Genomic DNA, 20009 nt, shown 5'->3' with positions numbered 1-20009 from the left:
AATAGAACGAACCGTGTTCGCTGGTCTTAAACTGCAGGCACAAAAAAGCCTCCCATGTGGGAGGCTTTCAATTTGACACTTACTTAAGAGTAACTTTACGTCTTAACTAAGTACTTCCCTTACTGTGGAAGTTTTACATCAGATAGGTCTTCGCCTGCACCAATAGCTTTCATTTCGCCAGCTACGATTTCAGCTAGTGGGCCTAGGATAACCTGTAGGTTGTTTTCACCTAGTTTAACCACACCTTTAGCACCAAGTTTCTTAAGAACAACTTCATCTGCAACAGAGCGGTCTTTAAGAGTTAGACGTAGACGAGTGATACAAGCGTCGATTGAAGTTAGGTTGTCGTGACCACCTAGAGCTTTAAGGTATTGACGTGCAAGGTCGCCCTTTGGTGCTTCGCCAGCAGGAGCTGCAACAGCTTCGTCATCATCTTCACGACCTGGCGATTTCAAGTTGAAAGCGCGGATTGCGAAAGAGAAAGTGAAGAAGTATAGAGCACCGAAGCCAAGACCGATTAGTAGTAGTACGAATGGTTTAGTTGCTAGACCCCAGTTCAATACGAAGTCGATAAGACCAGCAGAGAAACCGAAACCGTGCAGAGTACCAAACATGTTAGCAACTACTAGAGACAAACCTGTAAATACAGCGTGCATTGCGTATAGAGCAGGAGCTAGGAATACGAACATGAATTCTAGCGGCTCTGTGATACCTGTTAGGAATGAACAGAATGCAACTGAGAATAGTGCGCCACCAACTTGGCTACGTTTTTCAGCAGGAGCAGCTAGGTACATTGCAAGTGCAGCACCTGGTAGACCGAACATCATTACTGGGAAGAAACCGTTCATGAATACGCCAGCGCCTTTATCGCCGCCGAAGAAACGGTGTAGGTCGCCAGATTTAACTGTTTCAGTTACTTCTTTAACAGTTGCAACAATTTCTGGGTTAACTGAGTTAGCAAATTCAAATGTGTACTCTTGACCAACAACTAAAGTTTTAGCTAGTGCAGGGTCAACACAAAGTTGAGAGAAGCCTTCTGCAGCAACTACAATCTCTTGACAAGAGCCCATACCGAACCAGAAGTACGAGTTCAGTACATGGTGTAGACCTACTGGGATAAGTGCACGGTTAAGAGTACCGTAAACAAATTGACCGATAGCGCCAGACGTTGAAACTGCGTGAGCAAGTGCATCTAGACCAGATTGAACAGCAGGCCATACAACACCAAAGATTGCGCCAGCAACTAGAGCAAATAGACCAGCCATAATAGGAACTAGACGTTTGCCAGAGAAGAATGCTAGCCACTCTGGAAGACGAGTCGCGTGGAATGCATTGTAAGAGTGACCTGCGATGATACCTGCAAAGATACCGCCGAAGAATGACATATTTACACTAGCATCGATGTTTGTTGCGGTTGCTGTCAGAACAAAGTAAGCAACTGCACCAGCAAGACCTGCTGCGCCGTTACCGTCTTTAGAAAGACCAATAGCTATACCCAAACCAAACAATAATGGTAGTTGACTGAAGATTGCGTTACCAGCAGATGCCATGAATGCGATATCGAGTAAGTCTGGTTGACCCAGACGTAGCAGCAATGCCGCAATCGGAAGCGTTGCGATTGGTAGCATTAACGCCTTACCAAGCTTCTGCGCATATCCTAGAATATTCACCAGTTGTTTCCCCCTATAGGATTTTTTAGAATTCGTTTGAGAAACTTATTTTAGTCGCTCAATTTAGTCCTATTCAGTGTATTCAATTAATTTTGCTCCGCAAATTAAAACCTTACCATTTGTGATCCTAATCACCAGTTTTTACCAAATCCAGAGGTTTTTGCTAGCGAGATCATAAAACTTATTTTATCATTCAAAAAAATGAACATTTATGGATAAAATCCAAATCTAATCATTAGGCAAAAAGATGGTAACTCCGGGCTTATAGAGCACCGTGAATAATCATTATTGATGAACCTAAATGTATAATAAAAATCAATTGTTCATATGTTTTTCAACAACTTAAATCGCTTATCATTTTGAAGCCGTTTGCCCATAAAAGATAAATCGTTACGTAAATGATGCTCGCAAACTAAGTCCGCATTTAGGTAACGAACGAATTTAAAAGATCTCACGAAATAAGGATTAGCTGACTATGTACGCGCTAAGTAACTGTAAAATTTACACTGGTAGTGATGTTCTAACCGATCATGCTGTTGTAATCGAAAACGAACTGATCAAAAAAGTCTGTCCTATCTCTGAATTGCCAGAAGGAATCGAGCTTCGCGACCTAGACGGAGCAAACCTAAGCCCAGGTTTCATTGACCTACAACTGAATGGTTGTGGCGGTGTAATGCTTAACGATGAGATCACTGCAGAAACCATGCAGATCATGCACAAAGCAAACCTGAAATCTGGCTGTACTAGCTTCCTACCAACGCTTATCACCTCTTCAGACGAAGATATGCGTGCGGTTATTACGGCAGCTCGTGAATACCATAACCAGTACCAAAACCAATCTTTAGGTCTGCACCTTGAAGGCCCTTACCTAAACGTTGCGAAAAAAGGCATCCATAGCGTCGATCACATTCGTAAATCTGACAACGAAATGATTGAGCTTATCTGTGAGAACCGTGACCTTGTTGCAAAAGTAACATTGGCTCCAGAGCTTAACGACCCTGAACACATCGAACGCCTGCACAAAGCCGGCGTTGTCGTTTCTATCGGCCACACCAACGCAACTTACGCAGAAGCGCGTCAAGGTTTCGAATCTGGTATCACGTTCGCCACTCACCTGTTCAATGCAATGACGCCGATGGTTGGTCGTGAGCCTGGCGTTGTTGGCGCGATTTACGATACTCCTGAGGTTTACGCTGGCATTATTGCCGACGGCTTCCACGTTGATTACGCAAACATCAGAATTGCGCATAAAATCAAGGGAGAAAAGTTGGTATTAGTGACGGATGCCACAGCTCCTGCAGGTGCTGACATGGAATACTTTATTTTTGTCGGTAAGAAAGTATATTACCGTGATGGTAAGTGTGTTGATGAAAACGGCACACTGGGCGGCTCAGCTCTGACTATGATTGAAGCAGTTCAGAATACAGTTGAGCACGCTGGTATCGCTTTAGACGAAGCTCTTCGCATGGCTACGCTATACCCAGCTACGGCTATCGGTGTAGAAAGCAAGCTAGGTCGAATCAAAAAAGGCATGGTTGCAAACCTAGCTGTATTTGACCGAGACTTTAACGTTAAAGCGACTGTTGTTAACGGACAATACGAGCACAATTAAGTATGAATGGCGGACAAATAGGTAACGTAGACTTAGTTAAACAACTAAACAGTGCGGCGGTATACCGACTTATAGACCAACAGGGACCTATCAGTCGTATACAAGTGGCTGATGTAAGCCAACTCGCACCGGCAAGTGTTACAAAAATTACCCGCCAACTTTTAGAGCGCGGCCTAATTAAAGAGGTTGCGCAGCAAGCGTCTACTGGCGGTAGACGCGCTATCTCCCTAACCACAGAAGTAGAGCCTTTTCATTCTGTTGCTGTGCGTTTGGGTCGAGACTACATTCAAATAAGCCTGCATGACCTTGGTGGTCGTGAATTGGCTTTCCAACAGCAAGACCTGAATTATTCAGACCAATCAGACCTTACCCAAGGCTTGGTCAATAACCTCAAAGCTTTCATTGCTGAGCATCAACCAAAGATCGATCAACTGATTGCTATTGGTGTCACGCTTCCAGGCTTGGTTAACCCAACGACCGGTGTTGTTGAGTACATGCCGAATACCGACATCGATAACCTCGCATTAAGCGACATTATTCGCGATACATTCCATGTTGCTTGTTTTGTTGGTAACGATGTTCGTGGAATGGCGCTTGCTGAGCACTACTTCGGTGCAAGTAAAGATAGCCAAGATTCTATTTTGGTCAGTGTTCACCGTGGTACAGGTGCAGGTATTATCGTTAATGGTCAGGTTTTCCTAGGTCATAACCGTAATGTGGGTGAAATTGGTCATATCCAAATTGATCCGCTAGGCGAGCAATGCCAATGTGGTAACTTCGGCTGTCTTGAAACAGTAGCGGCAAACCCAGCTATCGTTGAACGCGTGCAGAAGCTGATTAAACAAGGCTATGAGTCTTCTTTAACAGAGCTTGAGCATATTACGATTCAAGACGTTTGTGACCACGCGATTAATGGTGATGAGCTAGCCAAGCAAAGCTTAGTTCGAGTAGGAAACCAGTTAGGTAAGGCTATCGCGATGACGATTAACTTATTTAACCCTCAAAAAGTTATCATTGCTGGTGATATTACCAAGGCACAAGAGATTGTTTTTCCTGCAATTAAGCGCAATGTAGAGAATCAGTCGTTAACGACTTTCCATAGCGGCCTGCCTATTGTAGCATCACAGATCGATAAACATCCTACGATGGGAGCTTTTGCTATGATTAAGCGCGCCATGCTTAACGGCGTGTTACTGCAGAAGCTTCTCGAAGACTAGAGAAAACAATTCTGATTTTCCGCGGGCCGTGTTTGTATAAACACGGCCCGTTTTTTTAAGCTAGGGAACTACAACAACAAGTTATGGAACTTATATTAATATCCACTGCGTTTATCGCAGGATTTATTGCTTTAAAGTGTCACCTTCCCCCATTAGTTGGTTTTTTGGTTGCAGGCTTTGGGCTTTTTGCCTTTGGCTTTGAAACCAATGACACCATCATTACTTTAGCTGACCTTGGTGTCACGCTGCTTCTATTTACTATCGGCTTAAAGCTCGATATCAAAACCCTACTCTCTAAAGAGATCTGGGCTGGCGCGACAATCCACAACCTTTTATCCACTCTGTTTTTCGCCGTCGCCCTGTTTGGCTTTAAGTTCTTAGGTATTTCATCGCTAGCTGCCATGTCGGTAGAACAGATCGTTCTGCTCGGTTTTGCTCTTTCATTCTCTAGTACTGTATTTGCGGTTAAGACTCTGCAAGAGAAAGGCGAAATGAATGCGACCTACGGAACGTTAGCGATTGGTATCTTGGTCATGCAGGATATCTTCGCCGTAGTATTCTTAACGGCTTCTACGGGCAAAATACCTGAGTGGTATGCAATTGCTCTGTTTGCCCTACCCTTATTACGCCCACTGTTCTACAAAGTGCTCGATTGGGTTGGTCACGGTGAGATGCTGGTTCTTTCCGGCATCTTCTTCGCATTAGTCGTCGGTGCTGGTTTATTCCATTTGGTTGGTGTGAAACCAGATTTGGGGGCTCTTGTTCTAGGTATGTTACTTGCTGGTCACCCAAAAGCCTCAGAATTATCAAAGTCGCTGTTTAACCTTAAAGAACTTTTCCTTGTCTGTTTCTTCTTGAATATTGGTCTGTCAGAGCAACCAACCATTCAAGGCTTTATGCTCGCAATCTTGTTCTTGCTGATGCTGCCAGTGAAAGGTGTTCTCTACTTCTTGGTACTCAACCGCTTCAAGTTCCGTGTTCGAACGTCTCTACTTGCCTCGCTATCACTGTTTAACTATAGCGAGTTTGGCCTCATCGTTGGTGGTCTCGCCTTCAAGATGGGTTGGATGTCGGGTGATATCTTAGTTGCCGTTGCCATTGCAGTTTCACTGTCTTTTCTAATCGCTGCTCCTTTAAACCGAGCTGGTCATAAGCTTTATCAGCAGTCAGGTAAATGGCTAAAAGAGCATGCGTCAGAAAAGCTTCACCGACGTGATAAGCGAATTGACCCTGGTCGTGCCCAAGTGCTTATTCTAGGTATGGGCCGAATTGGTACCGGTGCTTATGACGAATTACGTACTCGCTATGGCAAGGTCAGCCTAGGTGTAGAAGTGCGTGAAGAAGCCGCGCACAACCACAGAAGCCAAGGCAGAAACGTGATTTCTGGCGACGCGACTGACCCAGATTTCTGGGAGCGAATTCTAGATACAGCAAACGTAAAGCTGGTGATTTTGGCAATGCCTCACCACCAAGGTAATCAAACCGCTTTAGAACAATTAAAGTCACGTAACTTTAAAGGCCAAATTGCGGCTATTGCTGAATATCCCGATCAACTCGAAACACTGAAAGAGAATGGCGTTGATGCGGCATTTAACATTTACAGCGAGGCTGGTAGTGGTTTTGCTCGCCACGTTTGCGAACAGTTAAATCCAAATATCAATAAAATCTAGTATTAGACAGTGTTCAACTAAACCTCTCAAAACTGCCTATTTTTCGCAATTTTGAGAGGTTTTTGTTTAAAAAACCAACCGCAATTAAACATCACACACCAAAAGCACATAAAAATTAGATAATTTCTAACAGAACACCCTTTATATTATTTTTTTGCTCACATCCGGTTGCTTTTTTTAGCCAGAATGGCAAATTGAATGCAGTTGATTTGGAAATTATTTAAAAGGAAGTTCTATGTGTTCAGTATTTGGCATTCTCGACATTAAAAGTGATGCCGCAGCACTTCGCCCTATTGCTTTAGAAATGTCTAAGAAGCTTCGTCACCGTGGTCCAGACTGGTCTGGTATCTATGCTGGTGAAAAAGCAATCCTTGCTCATGAACGTCTTGCTATTGTTGGCTTGAACAGTGGTGCTCAACCACTATACAGTCAAGACAAAAAGCACATTCTTGCAGTAAACGGTGAAATTTATAACCACAAAGAACTTCGTGCACGCTATGAAGATAAGTACCAGTTCCAGACTGATTCTGACTGTGAAGTTATCCTAGCGCTATACCAAGAGATGGGTGCAGACCTTCTAGAAGAGCTTAACGGTATTTTCGCATTCGTTTTATACGACGAAGAGAAAGACGAGTACCTAGTGGGCCGCGACCATATTGGTATCATCCCGCTTTACCAAGGTTACGATGAGCACGGCAACTACTACGTGGCTTCAGAGATGAAAGCATTGGTTGAAGTATGTAAGACGATCAGTGAATTCCCTCCAGGTAGCTTCTACTCTTCGAAAGATGCTGAACCTCAACGCTACTACATCCGAGATTGGAACGAGTACGCTGCGGTACAAGGCAACAGCACAAGCAAAGAAGAACTGACTGAAGCGCTAGAAGCAGCAGTTAAACGTCAGCTAATGACTGACGTTCCTTACGGTGTACTTCTATCTGGCGGCCTTGATTCATCAATTACTTCAGCCGTCGCAAAACGCTTTGCTGCAATGCGTATCGAAGATGATGAGCAATCTGAAGCTTGGTGGCCACAACTGCACTCATTCGCTGTTGGCCTTGAAGGCGCACCAGACCTTATCGCTGCTCGTGAAGTTGCGGACAAGATCGGTACTGTGCACCACGAGATGACTTACACCATTCAGGAAGGCTTAGATGCCATCCGTGATGTTATCTACCACATCGAGACTTATGATGTAACGACGATTCGTGCATCAACGCCAATGTACTTGCTTGCTCGTAAGATCAAAGCAATGGGTATCAAAATGGTATTGTCTGGCGAAGGTGCTGATGAGATCTTTGGTGGTTACCTGTACTTCCATAAAGCGCCAAACGCGAAAGAGTTCCACGAAGAGACAGTACGTAAGCTACTTGCTCTAAGCATGTTCGACTGTGCTCGTGCAAACAAATCGCTAGCGGCATGGGGTGTTGAAGGCCGTGTACCATTCTTGGATAAAGAGTTCATCGATGTCGCAATGCGTCTAAACCCTGAAGACAAGATGTGTGGTAACGGTAAGATGGAGAAGCACATCTTGCGTGAGTGTTTTGAAGACTACCTACCAGATTCAATCGCATGGCGTCAAAAAGAGCAGTTCTCTGATGGTGTTGGCTACGATTGGATTGATACATTAAAAGCAACGGCTGAAGCAAAAGTAACGGATCAACAAATGGAAGCTGCTAAGTTCCGTTTCCCTTACAACACGCCAACAACCAAAGAAGGTTATGCTTACCGTGAAATCTTTGAGGAGCTATTCCCTCTAGAATCTGCGGCAGAGTGTGTACCTGGTGGTCCTTCAGTTGCTTGTTCATCAGCGAAAGCGATTGAGTGGGATGAGTCATTCAAAAACTGTGTCGACCCATCAGGCCGTGCAGTACAAGCCGTTCACAACGATGCTTACAACGCTTAGAGCGTTTTGAACAAATCCTAAAGACTAAAAAAGGCGCATTATGCGCCTTTTGTTTTAAGCCTATTTTTTATTACTACAGTTATGCGCGAGCTTGTAGTGCTTCGTTCTCAATACTGATTGGAACGACTTGGCTGATCATTTTGACCAGCATAATCGATCGAGCCTCACCGTCTTTCTGATCGAAAATAGCTTCAACCCCGGCAAACTGGCCACTCTGAATCTTGACTACCTGCCCGGATTCAAACTCAACACAACAATCTTCCATTTCGTTACTGCAGCACTTCTCAAACTCTTTAAGTTCAAACACCAAGTCTCCTTGGACCTCGTGCGGCAGTGAACCGAACTTAATAAAGTCCACAACGCCACGTGTTGAACGAACGGTCGTGAAGCTAGGACCTTGCTCATAATCGAAGCGAACAAAGATGTAAGACGGAAACAGCGGTTCTTTGACCTGCTTTTCTTTCCCTCTCACCACCTTTTTGACTTCTATTTGAGGGTAAAAGCACTCTACCCCCTGATTCTCTAAGTGCTGCTGAGCGCGTTTTTGATCACCACGCTTACAGTAAAGCAAATACCAACGTTTCATTTAACTAGCCATTTTATATTTTTAGATATTTTACCACATGCCTAAAACGGTTGAATCGCCATTAATAAAATGAATCGTTGCTAACGAAAAATAATGCGTAGCAGACCAATTTATCAACAAAAAGTTATAGGTGTCGGAGTGGTTAAGCATTGTACAGAGATCATTTAGAGATCAAAAGACTCATTGTTGTAAGCATATGTATACCCCACCTAATGAGCACACCACTCCCTTTAAACTCAAAATGATACACCAGAGCAATGCATCTAAAGATTTTTATTCAACACGACTTTAATAAAGGTTATTAACCAACCAGCTCAAATCTGGAAAATTAGTTTGCAGCACACTTAAAATGGGCAACATTAAAAGTAAAGATGATTAATATCAATACCTTAGCTAAACCAAGTTGTCGTAACCATAAAATACGTCTATTGCAGACTTTTATCCCACTGTGTATACATGAATGACCATAAAATCTTTTAATACCTAAAATTAGTAAAACTTATGCCAAGCAACCACAACATCTTTGGCCACCCTAGAGGCCTATTTCTACTTTTTAGCACAGAGCTATGGGAACGTTTCTCTTACTATGCGATGCGCGCCATCCTTGTCTTATTTTTGACTGACACTACCCTCAACGGTGGACTGGGTTGGTCAACGAAAGACGCACTCGATCTCTACGGTATTTACACCGGTTTAGTCTACATCACACCATTAATTGGTGGCTGGATTGCCGATAACTACCTAGGTCAGCGTAAATCAATTCTGATTGGCGGTGTATTAATGGCACTTGGCCAATTTACACTGGCTCTACCTAACGGCTTCATCGGTTTAGACCAAGTGAACGCTCTGTACCTTGGTTTAGCACTGCTAATCAGTGGTAACGGTATGTTTAAGCCGAACATCTCAACCATGGTTGGCGATCTGTACCAAGAAGGCGATAACCGCCGTGACGGTGCTTTCACCATTTTCTACATGGGCATCAACTTAGGTGCGCTGCTTGGTGGCTTAATTTCAGGTGCTGCTGTCGATTCATTCGGTTGGAAAGCAGGTTTCCTAGCCGCTGGTATTGGTATGGTTATTAGCTTGATCATGCAAGTGACAATGGCTCAGTCTTGGTTAGGCAACATCGGTTCTGTACCTGCTGCTGCAAGAGCGAAAGCACTGAACAAATCTAAAGAAAAAGCGCCACTGACCAAAGAAGAGTTCGACAGACTAAAAGTGATTCTTATCATGGGTCTGTTCGTGATTGTATTCTGGGCGGGCTTTGAACAAGCTGGCGGCCTAATGAACATCTACACTCAACAATATACTGACCGTATGATTGGTGGCTTTGAAGTTCCTGCTGCGTGGTTCCAATCTTTGAACCCATTCTTCATCATTACACTTGCTCCAATCATTGCTGCGTTCTGGGTGAAACTGGGTAAGCGTGAACCCAACTCTCCTGTGAAGTTTGCAATGGCATTGTTCTTCTTAGCACTGGGCTTTGTGTGCATGATGGGCGCGGTAATGGAGCAAGGCGGTGACCTAACAGTGAAAACATCAATGCTATGGCTAGTCGGCGCTTTCTTCTTCCATACCCTTGGTGAGCTTTGTCTATCTCCTATTGGCCTGTCGTTGGTCACTAAGTTAGCTCCGCTTCGCCTAGCATCATTGATGATGGGTGCATGGTTTGGCTTCAATGCGGTGGCAAACTACGTGGCAGGCCTGGTTGGTTCTCACGTTGGTGAGCTTGGTGCTATGTCAATCTTCAGTGGTATTGCTATCACAGCAACGGTGAGTGGCATATTACTGCTGCTTTGTGCTGGTAAGCTTGTGTCATGGATGCACGGCGTAGAAACCAACATGACGCTTGAAGCAGAGCCTAAAGCTAAGCAAGCAACAGAGACATCTGCGGCTTAACTCTCAAGCTGTTTCAAAACGAAATATCCTGATCAAAAAGGGCTGCTCAATGAGCAGCCCTTTTGTTATTTGTATTATGCGCCTTAATGCTAACGATAAGTCATAATCAAGGCTCAGCATCTGTTAGCGATACAGCGCCACTAACTCTGCCATCATATCGATGTGCGAATCTCTGTCGTTCAGACACATAATGTAGCTAAAGTCCGAACCACCAGCGTCAATGAAAGTCTCTTTACACTGGTCTGAAATCTCTTCCAACGTTTCCAAACAGTCAACCGAAAAGGCAGGTGCCATAATGTCGATCTTCTTGATGCCTTTACTCGGCAGTGATTCAAGTGTCTCGTCAGTGTATGGCTTCAACCACTCTTCTCGACCAAATCGCGATTGGTATGTCATTGTGATATCGTCCGCTGACAAACCTAACTCTGCCGCAAGCAGCTTTGTTGTCGCTTCACAATGCTGAGGGTAGATATCGCCTTCATCAGCCAGTCGCTTCGGAATACCGTGGAAAGAACACACTAAATGATCGGCTCTGCCATTTTTATCCCAATGACTGCGGACGCTTTCAGCCAATGCTTTGGCATAGCTTGGGTGCGCGTAGTAGTCGCGAATAAAGCGATAGCTCGGGATAACTGGCATCTGCTTAAAGGCTTTGGTTAAACCATCAGAAACCGCCGCTGTGGTTGTACCAGAGTACTGCGGATATAAAGGCAGTACGATGATGTCCTCAACGCCCTGCTCCATCAGTTGCTCAACACCAGTCTTTAGGCTTGGGTTGCCATAGGTCATACCCAGTGCAACAGGCATCTCTAGCTTCTTCTGGAGCTTTTCAGCTTGTCTTTGAGAGTACACAAGCAGTGGTGAGCCTTCATCCATCCAGACAGACTGATACAGCTTAGCAACTTTAGGCGAGCGAATCGGTAAAATCACCCCATGTAATATAGGACACCAAAGCCAACGCGTTAGGTTTACAACTCGCTTGTCGTGTAAGAATTCACTCAAAAATCGACGAACGCCAGCGGGGGTCGCCGAATCTGGAGTTCCTAAGTTCACCAGTAAAACACCCTGCTTTTTATTATTTTCCATAGATACCTGAGACCAATATGTGATTTTCTGGAAAGTAATATACTAATCTGCATAAGTTTAAGATCATTGCGCCTCAATGAAAGTCTGAATAATCACTCTTCATATGAGATACACAACATCCACTCTCAATTGCTAGCCACTGCCATCGGGTCTGAACCGTTCTGAATCATGTGCAATCAAATTATCTAGATTGGTATCGTACTAAAAATTGAAACAAAAAAAGCGACCCTTAAGGTCGCTTCCAATATATCAAATTCTAAAACTGGCTGTTAGCCAATTATGCTAGTGCTTTCTCAAGTTCTGCACTAACTTCAGCAACTTGCTTAGTACCATCAAACTTAAGGTACTGAGTGTTGCCTGCTTCAGCTTCTTTACCGTAGTAAGAGATTAGCGGAGCTGTTTGATCGTGGTATACACCTAGACGTGCACGAACTGTTTCTTCTTTGTCGTCATCACGTACCACTAGGTCTTCACCCGTTACGTCATCTTTACCTTCTTCTTTAGGCGGATTGTACACAGTGTGGTATGTACGACCAGAAGGAAGGTGAGCACGACGACCAGCCATACGCTCAACAATCACATCGTCAGCTACGTCAAATTCAACAACGTAATCAACAGCGATGCCCATTTCTTTTAGGCCATCAGCTTGTGGGATTGTGCGTGGGAAACCGTCTAGTAGGAAACCTTTCTCACAGTCATCTTGAGCGATACGCTCTTTGATAAGACCAAGGATAATTTCATCAGAAACTAGCTGACCAGCGTCGATTACTGATTTTGCTTGCTTACCAAGCTCAGTACCCGCTTTGATAGCAGCACGTAGCATGTCACCAGTTGAAATTTGAGGGATACCAAATTTGTTCATGATGAAGTTAGCTTGAGTACCTTTACCCGCGCCAGGAGCACCTAGAAGAATGATGCGCATGTTTAATCCTCTTATAAAATTATGATTTATACCGAAGCTCACTATCCCTCCATTCTTGCTCATTTTTAGGATGAACAGAAAGCGTTAAGTAACCATTGAGGCTAAGCAAAACTGTGAACAGAAGCAAAACGGTAAGTTTCGGTATAACGTTTAAAAATCATACAACTGGAGATAGTCGCTTCTTAGCCCCAGCTGATTAGGTCGAGCATTCTATCACATTAATATTCAATTTGGCTGAATTTACGACTAAAGAATGCATCGACAACATTTGTTGTGACGATAACGGTGACGTTGACCACGTTAGGTCAATTTTCAACGACGTTCATAAAAAAAAGCCCGCATTTGCGAGCTTTTTATTGTAATTGTTGGCTTAACCTAAAGTCGAAAGACTAACGCTTTGTTAGTAGCTCGTTGATTGCACCCAAGAATTGTGACGGATTTTCCATTGAGCCCTTTTCAGCCAGCATCGCTTGACCAAGTAGCAACTCAACCCAACGACCAAACGCTTGCTCGTCTGCTTCGTCAGCCATCTGTTTAACCAGTGCGTGCTCAGGGTTAATCTCGAAGATGTACTTCACTTCCGGTGCCGCTTGACCCGCAGCTTCAAGAAGCTTCGCCATTTGCGTGCCCATTTCGAAGTCGTCAGTCACAACAACCGCAGGTGTTGTTGCTAGCTTGAAGGTCGTACGAACTTCTTTAACACGACCACCTAGGTAAGATTGAGTGCGCTCTACAACAGATTTGAACTCTTCTTCTGTCTCTTTTTGCTTCTCTTTCTCTTCTTCACCTTCAAACTTGCTTAGGTCTAAGCCTGCTTTAGTGATCGATTGGAACTGTTTACCGTCGAAGTCAGTCAGGTAGTTCATTACGTACTCATCAATACGATCGTACATTAGAACCACTTCAATACCTTTAGCTTTGAACTGCTCCAAGTGTGGGCTGTTCTTAGCGGCAGCGTAGCTATCTGCTGTCAGGTAGTAAATCTTATCTTGGCCTTCTTTCATGCGCTCAACGTAAGATTCTAGGCTGATGGTTTGTTCAGCAGAATCCACTTCCGTTGACGAGAAACGAAGTAGACCAGCGATCTTCTCTTTGTTCGCCATATCTTCAGCCGGGCCTTCTTTCAATACTAGGCCGAACTCTTTCCAAAACTCTAGGTACTTATCATTGTCATTCTTCGCCATGCGCTCAAGCATAGTCAGTACACGCTTGGTACATGCGCCACGAAGAGACTGAGTTACCTTGTTGTCTTGCAGGATTTCACGAGACACGTTCAATGGCAGATCGTTTGAGTCAATCAAGCCACGAACGAAACGCATGTAAGATGGCATGAACTGCTCTGCGTCATCCATGATGAATACACGCTGCACGTAAAGTTTCAAGCCACTCTTGTGGTCACGGTTCATCATGTCCCAAGGTGCTTTCGCTGGGATGTAAAGCAGGCTTGTGTAATCGTTCTTACCTTCAACCTTGTTGTGGCTCCAGGTTAGTGGATCAGCAAAGTCGTGAGATACGTGTTTGTAAAACTCTTGGTACTCTTCTTTCTCGATATCAGACTTGTTACGAGTCCAAAGTGCTTGCGCCTTGTTGATCTGTTCCCAATGTTTCTCTTCGGTGTCTTTACCTTCGTCATCTTTCACTGCTGTGAAGATAGAAACAGGAATGCCGATGTGGTCAGAATATTTACCAATCACTTCACGCAGACGCCACTCATTTAAGAACTCTTTACCGTCTTCACGCATGTGCAGAACGATGTCAGTACCACGAGACTCTTTAGTGATGTCTTCGATTGTGTAATCGCCTTCACCTGCAGAGTGCCACTGAACAGCTTCATTGTTCGGCAGGCCAGCTGCACGTGTGCGAACCGTTACCGCGTCTGCGACGATGAATGCAGAATAGAAACCCACACCAAATTGACCAATCAGTTGAGAGTCTTTGCTTTGGTCTTCAGACAGCTTTGAGAAAAAATCTGCAGTGCCTGACTTAGCAATCGTACCTAAATGCTCAATAACGTTGTCGCGGCTCATACCGATACCGTTATCAGAAATGGTTAACGTGTTTGCTTCCGCGTTGAAAGAAAGTTTTACACCTAGATCTGCATCACCTTGGTAAAGGTCACCGTTCGATAGAGCTTGAAAACGGAGCTTATCAGCCGCGTCAGATGCGTTAGAGATCAGCTCACGTAGAAAGATTTCTTTATTTGAATACAGTGAGTGAATCATTAGATGAAGTAGTTGTTTTACTTCAGATTGAAAGCCACGAGTCTCTTTATTTTGCGTTGCCGTTTCGCTCATTTTTACTCCAAAACATCTATACTTTATGTTGAATAATCATAGGGGCGTAACACTTGATGCCACTCTTCTGTTCATTAACATGAGGATGACAAATGTAAATTCAAGGTCAAAAATCATAAAAACACTGTTTTTTTGATCTGTTTTTATTATCCTTGAGTCTGATAAATATAAAAGAACATAAAAGAAGCCATGATTTGGTGAAGAATTAACGGAACTTCACCTGAGATTTGTCTATTTCGCACCCAAAACAATCAAAAATAGAAGAATTCAATGAGCAATATCGGCACAAAGTTTATTCTCGCACAGCGGTTCGTATTCGACCCAAACAGCAATTCACTTGTTGATCAAATGAGCGACGGTGAAGTCGTTCGTCTTGGTAGCAATGAAAGCCGCATTCTCCTGATGCTGTCAGAAAGACCCAATGAAGTTATCACTCGCAATGAATTGCATGAGTATGTTTGGCGAGACCAAGGCTTTGAGGTGGATGACTCAAGCTTAACGCAAGCCGTATCGACTCTGAGAAAGATGCTCAAAGACTCGACTAAATCTCCTGAATTCGTAAAAACAGTACCAAAGCGCGGTTACCAATTTATTGCAACCGTTGAACGCTCTGCACCACTTTCATCAAATGATCAGCCAGCAGCGGCTGAAATTGCAGAAAATGACGTAGAACCTATCTTAACGTTTGCAACGCCTACAATGACCGAAGAAGCAATGACTGAAGCTGTCGAGCCCGAGTCAATTACAAAGTTTCAAGAAACCAAAGTTGAAGTGGAACCAGCAACAACACCAACTGCTACCCCGGTTAAAGGCACCAATAAGTGGTTAGCGTTTTCGTTATTGCTTGCGGCTTTCATCATGCCAATTCTGGTTTTAACGTTTACTAACCCCGCAGAATCCGAGTTCAGAACATTGACTGAAGTGGATGGTGTAAAGATTCAAACCCCAATCAATCATCCTGATCTCAGTAGTTGGCTCCCTGCGATAGAGAAGTGTGTATTGCGCTACAACACTAATCACACTGGCATGCTGAAACCGACTGAGGTGATTGCAACAGGTGGACAAACCAACAACCTTGCCCTCAACTACATTCACCCGCAAGATTACTCTAGCGAAAATGTAACCCTAAGAATTTACGCAAACCAGTCGGATGTAAACGACATTTGTAACGGTGGTCAGTAACATGAAATTAAAAGTATCGATTATTTTACTGGTTCTATCTGCATTCTTAAGTGGTTGGTTATATTGGGGCAGCGACGCAAAAGTAGAGCGCTTGCTCACTCAGCATGAGTGGCAATCGAAAATGGTGACTCTGATTAGCGACAACAAGCAAGCTGATGCAATCGGCCCGCTGCGTAGAGTTGAACTATCATCGAATGCGAAATACCTACCAAATGGTACGTACCTGAGAATGTCAGTGGTTAGGCTGTACAGCACTCAAACTGCACCTGCGAATGTGATCAACATATCAGAAACAGGTCAGTGGGATATTAACGATAACTACTTACTGGTTTCGCCAACGGAGTTTAAAGATGTGACCTCGGCTCAGCGCCAAGACTTTTCAGAAGAACAGCTAGAGCTGATCACTCAAGTCATTAAGATGGACGCAGAGCAAAGCCGCCGCATAGATATTGTTAACCCGAAGGCACTGCTACTGACTAGCTTAAATCATGGTTCTACCGTATTGTTTTCAAACTAAGATTGGATCGCTATTTACTGTTTATGAATAGCTGAATACCATGAAACGGTAAACCAATAGAAAAAAGGGGCATGAAGCCCCTTTTTTGTTAGCCGTTGGTATCAAATTACGGATGTAGCATTTTAAGGATTAACCATGAAAACGGAACAACCTAATCTGGCGCCAGCGAAAGAGACAGCAACAAAAGCCACAATCGCGATACACTATTGCCGTCAATGCAATTGGATGCTTCGCTCTAGTTGGTTATGCCAAGAGCTACTGCATACCTTCAGCGAAGAAATTGAACAAGTGAGCTTACACCCAGACACAGGAGGCAGGTTCGAAATCTTTTGTAATGGTGTGCAGATTTGGGAAAGAAAAGCAGATGACGGTTTTCCAGAGGCGAAAGTTCTGAAGCAAAGAGTACGAAACATCATTGCTCCAGACAGAGATCTCGGCCACGTGGACTCAAAATAAGCCTTTCACAGCCGATCCAATGATTTAAAGCTGACCACTCACGAGAACATCACCTTCAAGGCTAATGACTTTGAAGGTATTGTTTTCATAGATGCCATAGCTTGCCGCGTGTCCCTCTCGTGGGAATGTCACCGAGCTAGGGTTAAAGATAAAGATGTCATCTTGGTATTCGGCGACAGGAATATGGGTATGACCGTGTGCAATGATATCGCCCGCCTTCAACGCAGGGCGTTTATTGGTGTTGTACAAATGGCCATGCGTTAGGAAGATACGCTGGCCTGATTCTAATAGCACCCACGAGTAATCCATCATCATTGGAAAAGACAACAACATCTGATCCACTTCGCTATCGCAGTTACCACGAACGGCAATGATCTCTTGAGAAAACGCATTCAACTTATCTGCAACCGCCGGCGGGTTGTATCCTTCTGGAATCGGATTTCTTGGTCCATGATTCAGAATGTCACCCAATAGAACTAAATATTGCGCACCAGATGCTTGGTAGAGTTCTAATACCTTTTCTGTTGCTGGCAGCGAACCGTGTAGGTCTGAAGCAAAAAATAATTTCACACGTACTTCTCCATAAAATTTATGAGCCTATTGTACGTATCTAAATGCTACACGTCATCTCTCGCCATACCATTGATCACGATATTATTGTAACTAACCATACCGACTATCTTGTTATCACGAACTACTGGCGCACGACTGATACCAAAGCGTTCAAACAGGCGAGCGCAATACTTTACGTTCATCTCAGCAGACACGCTTAGCGCTGGCTTGGTCATGATCTCATAAACATTGGTTCGCTTTGGAGATCGGTTCTTAGCCAGTACTTTCTTGGCAATGTCATTCATCAATACGATACCGTATTCGTCATCTTCGTGGCGTTTATCGACAATGATTGCCTTCACTTTGTGCTTTTTAGCCATCTCTATCGCTTCTAACACCGTGGTTAGCCCATCGATAATCACATACGTATTGGCCATGACATCGCCTACTCGGATCTTTTCACTGGTACTCATAGCTCATCCTCCACAACCTTTGTTAACGTCTCGACTTGATGCGCAACCCCGACTGCGTCTTCGATATCGATCTGCACCGCTATACCTTGTCCTGACTCCTGGTCAAACTCGCCGACTTCGCCAATAGTTTCAAGAATATGCCTCGCTAAGTGTTCCTCAACCACAAACAGCAACACATCTTTTTGTACCTCTAGCGTTAGGCCAAAGAAGGTGGTTTTTTGGTTTAAGCCTTGCCCTCTGGCGTTGTTAATCACCGTTGCTCCAGTCGCGCCCGCATCACGCGCGGCATCGAGCACACTGTCGGTCTTGCTCTCTTCTACAAACGCTAAGATAAGTTTAAAGCGCATCTTTGCTCTCCTTAGAGGTGTGTAAACGGTTTAACCATTGTGTTATTTGGGCATAGCCCATCACTGAAATGATGGGAAATAAGCTGGCAAAGGCGATCAACCCAAAGCCATCAATAACAGGGTTTCTTCCTGGTACGGTTGAAGCGAGTCCAAGCCCGAGCGCCGTCACTAAAGGGACTGTCACCGTTGATGTAGTGACGCCACCCGAATCGTAGGCCAATGGAATAATGAGTTTTGGGGCGTAAAAGGTTTGAATGACCACGACGACATAACCAAAAATGATGTAGTAGTGGATCGGGTCACCCGCAACGATACGGTAGCTGCCCAGTGAGATACCGATAGCAACGCCCAATGCCACGGCGATCCTCAGCCCATTGACGCTGATACTGCCACCGGAAACTTGGTTCGCCTTAATCGCTACAGCAATCAAAGAGGGCTCGGCTATCGTGGTGCTGAAACCAATACAAAACGCGAAAAGATAGACCCAGTAATAATCAAACCAAGCCAAAGCAAGACCAGAACTGATCTTAAACTCAGTCAAAAAACTTGGCTCGGTGAGTTGCATTGCCATCGTCTCCCCTAGAGGGAATAACGCGAGTTCCAATCCCATCAAAAAGAGTGATAAGCCAAGAATGACGTAGAAGAAACCGATCAGCACTTTGGCTAGGTTATTGACTGGCTTTCGTAATACCGCCAACTGAAAACCGAAGATGATGATCGCAATCGGGATCACATCCATCACAGTGCCGAGAAAGGTGTCGATAAATTGTTGAACACTGATCATGTCACCACCATCCCGTACACCATGACAAACATCATCGGCAGCAACGAAGCAAACGCGATCAACCCAAAACCATCTATCATCGGATTACGCCCTTTAATTGCCGAGGCTAAACCCACCCCTAACGCAGTTACTAATGGGACGGTGATCGTCGATGTCGTTACTCCACCAGAGTCATACGCAATTCCAATGATGTTTTCCGGAGCAAATGCAGTGAGCACGACCACTCCAATATATCCACCGATGATCATGTACTGGATTGGCCAACCTTTTAAGATTCTCAGCACACCGAGTAAAATAGCGATACCGACTGACAGTGCCACAGTAAAGCGCAGGCCATTGGCATACTGCTCCATTTCATCTAACGTATTGGGGATTACACCTCCCTCAGCTGCCACTTCTGCGGCTTCGGCAGCGACTGCGGTTAACGCTGGCTCGGCTATGGTGGTACCAAAACCCAAACAAAAAGCGAAGATCAATAACCAGAACACACTCCCCTTTCTGGCAAATGCTTGAGCCATCGATTCGCCAATTGGAAACAACCCCATTTCAAGGCCAAAGATAAAGAAAGTGAGTCCAAAAACGACGAGCACTAAGCCAGTCAGAATAGATAAAAGATGAGGAAGTGGCTCTTGTAAGACAGCAAGCTGGAAGAAAGCGATTACCGCCACGATTGGCAATAGATCCCTCAGGCTACCTAACATGGATCGAAACAAAGCAAGCACCGCCGTCATCGCAATTCCTTGTCGCTGATTATGAATTAATAATAATCATGGCAAATCCTTATCATTGCTTATGTGACAAATATTACGCAGTTGGTAACATATCCGAGTAAAGTG

18 protein-coding genes are annotated in these 20009 nt (G+C 44.4%); 8 read left to right on the top strand and 10 right to left on the bottom strand.

Annotated elements, in window-relative coordinates; translation table 11 throughout:
- Positions 1-119: 119 nt before the first annotated feature.
- Positions 120-1670, bottom strand: coding sequence for an N-acetylglucosamine-specific PTS transporter subunit IIBC (gene nagE / locus LMH68_RS12180; RefSeq protein ID WP_032545860.1), 1551 nt, complete (start codon positions 1668-1670; stop codon positions 120-122).
- Positions 1671-2145: 475 nt separating this feature from the next.
- On the opposite strand from nagE, the gene nagA reads away from it, so the two are divergent.
- The 4 genes from nagA to asnB all read left to right on the top strand — a co-directional run bounded on the left by nagA (position 2146) and on the right by asnB (position 8075).
- Positions 2146-3282: an N-acetylglucosamine-6-phosphate deacetylase gene (gene nagA / locus LMH68_RS12175; RefSeq protein ID WP_017062193.1), complete on the top strand. Its 1137-nt coding sequence runs from the start codon at positions 2146-2148 to the stop codon at positions 3280-3282.
- 2 nt (positions 3283-3284) lie between these two features.
- Positions 3285-4499 carry a DNA-binding transcriptional regulator NagC gene (gene nagC, locus LMH68_RS12170; protein WP_017062194.1) on the top strand — a complete coding sequence of 405 codons (1215 nt, stop codon included), beginning with the start codon at positions 3285-3287 and terminating at the stop codon, positions 4497-4499.
- 83 nt (positions 4500-4582) lie between these two features.
- Positions 4583-6169: a cation:proton antiporter family protein gene (locus LMH68_RS12165; protein ID WP_017062195.1), complete on the top strand. Its 1587-nt coding sequence runs from the start codon at positions 4583-4585 to the stop codon at positions 6167-6169.
- A 235-nt stretch (positions 6170-6404) separates the two neighbouring features.
- Positions 6405-8075, top strand: coding sequence for an asparagine synthase B (gene asnB, locus LMH68_RS12160; RefSeq protein WP_017062196.1), 1671 nt, complete (start codon positions 6405-6407; stop codon positions 8073-8075).
- Between the two features lie 79 nt (positions 8076-8154).
- Here the strand turns inward: asnB and rfaH are convergent, their stop codons facing one another.
- On the bottom strand, positions 8155-8661 hold the full coding sequence (rfaH, locus tag LMH68_RS12155; RefSeq protein ID WP_229647133.1) for a transcription/translation regulatory transformer protein RfaH: 507 nt from the start codon (positions 8659-8661) through the stop codon (positions 8155-8157).
- Positions 8662-9162: 501 nt separating this feature from the next.
- On the opposite strand from rfaH, the gene LMH68_RS12150 reads away from it, so the two are divergent.
- Positions 9163-10560, top strand: coding sequence for a peptide MFS transporter (locus LMH68_RS12150; RefSeq protein WP_017062198.1), 1398 nt, complete (start codon positions 9163-9165; stop codon positions 10558-10560).
- Positions 10561-10683: 123 nt separating this feature from the next.
- Here the strand turns inward: LMH68_RS12150 and hemH are convergent, their stop codons facing one another.
- From hemH to htpG, 3 genes are all read right to left on the bottom strand, one after another.
- On the bottom strand, positions 10684-11646 hold the full coding sequence (gene hemH / locus LMH68_RS12145; RefSeq protein WP_017063404.1) for a ferrochelatase: 963 nt from the start codon (positions 11644-11646) through the stop codon (positions 10684-10686).
- A 277-nt stretch (positions 11647-11923) separates the two neighbouring features.
- Positions 11924-12568: an adenylate kinase gene (adk, locus tag LMH68_RS12140; protein WP_017062200.1), complete on the bottom strand. Its 645-nt coding sequence runs from the start codon at positions 12566-12568 to the stop codon at positions 11924-11926.
- 389 nt (positions 12569-12957) lie between these two features.
- Entirely contained in the window at positions 12958-14862 is a 1905-nt protein-coding gene (gene htpG, locus LMH68_RS12135; RefSeq protein ID WP_413755152.1) for a molecular chaperone HtpG, read from the bottom strand.
- A 270-nt stretch (positions 14863-15132) separates the two neighbouring features.
- On the opposite strand from htpG, the gene LMH68_RS12130 reads away from it, so the two are divergent.
- From LMH68_RS12130 to LMH68_RS12120, 3 genes are all read left to right on the top strand, one after another.
- Positions 15133-16044 (top strand): transcriptional regulator, encoded by a 912-nt coding sequence (locus LMH68_RS12130; protein ID WP_102332545.1) that lies wholly within the window; start codon positions 15133-15135, stop codon positions 16042-16044.
- A gap of 1 nt (position 16045) precedes the next feature.
- Positions 16046-16561 (top strand): regulatory protein ToxS, encoded by a 516-nt coding sequence (locus LMH68_RS12125; protein ID WP_102332546.1) that lies wholly within the window; start codon positions 16046-16048, stop codon positions 16559-16561.
- 135 nt (positions 16562-16696) lie between these two features.
- On the top strand, positions 16697-17017 hold the full coding sequence (locus LMH68_RS12120; protein ID WP_017062204.1) for a SelT/SelW/SelH family protein: 321 nt from the start codon (positions 16697-16699) through the stop codon (positions 17015-17017).
- 24 nt (positions 17018-17041) lie between these two features.
- Here LMH68_RS12120 and yfcE read toward each other — a convergent pair whose 3' ends face one another.
- Genes yfcE through LMH68_RS12095 form a run of 5 tightly spaced genes read right to left on the bottom strand, consistent with a single transcriptional unit; the run spans position 17042 to position 19904 of the window.
- Positions 17042-17587 (bottom strand): phosphodiesterase, encoded by a 546-nt coding sequence (gene yfcE, locus LMH68_RS12115; RefSeq protein ID WP_017068995.1) that lies wholly within the window; start codon positions 17585-17587, stop codon positions 17042-17044.
- Between the two features lie 47 nt (positions 17588-17634).
- Positions 17635-18042 carry a CBS domain-containing protein gene (locus LMH68_RS12110; protein WP_017062206.1) on the bottom strand — a complete coding sequence of 136 codons (408 nt, stop codon included), beginning with the start codon at positions 18040-18042 and terminating at the stop codon, positions 17635-17637.
- Positions 18039-18389 carry a P-II family nitrogen regulator gene (locus tag LMH68_RS12105; RefSeq protein WP_229647134.1) on the bottom strand — a complete coding sequence of 117 codons (351 nt, stop codon included), beginning with the start codon at positions 18387-18389 and terminating at the stop codon, positions 18039-18041. The genes LMH68_RS12110 and LMH68_RS12105 overlap by 4 nt, the downstream gene beginning before the upstream one ends.
- Positions 18379-19173 carry a DUF1538 domain-containing protein gene (locus tag LMH68_RS12100; RefSeq protein WP_017062208.1) on the bottom strand — a complete coding sequence of 265 codons (795 nt, stop codon included), beginning with the start codon at positions 19171-19173 and terminating at the stop codon, positions 18379-18381. Before LMH68_RS12100 ends, LMH68_RS12105 begins: the two co-directional genes overlap by 11 nt.
- Positions 19170-19904 (bottom strand): DUF1538 domain-containing protein, encoded by a 735-nt coding sequence (locus LMH68_RS12095; RefSeq protein ID WP_017072437.1) that lies wholly within the window; start codon positions 19902-19904, stop codon positions 19170-19172. Before LMH68_RS12095 ends, LMH68_RS12100 begins: the two co-directional genes overlap by 4 nt.
- Positions 19905-20009: the final 105 nt, after the last annotated feature.

The organism is Vibrio sp. F13, from assembly GCF_020806305.2.
In the GTDB taxonomy this organism is placed as follows: Bacteria; Pseudomonadota; Gammaproteobacteria; order Enterobacterales; family Vibrionaceae; genus Vibrio; species Vibrio crassostreae_C.
This window is presented reverse-complemented; position numbering and strand designations above follow the sequence as displayed.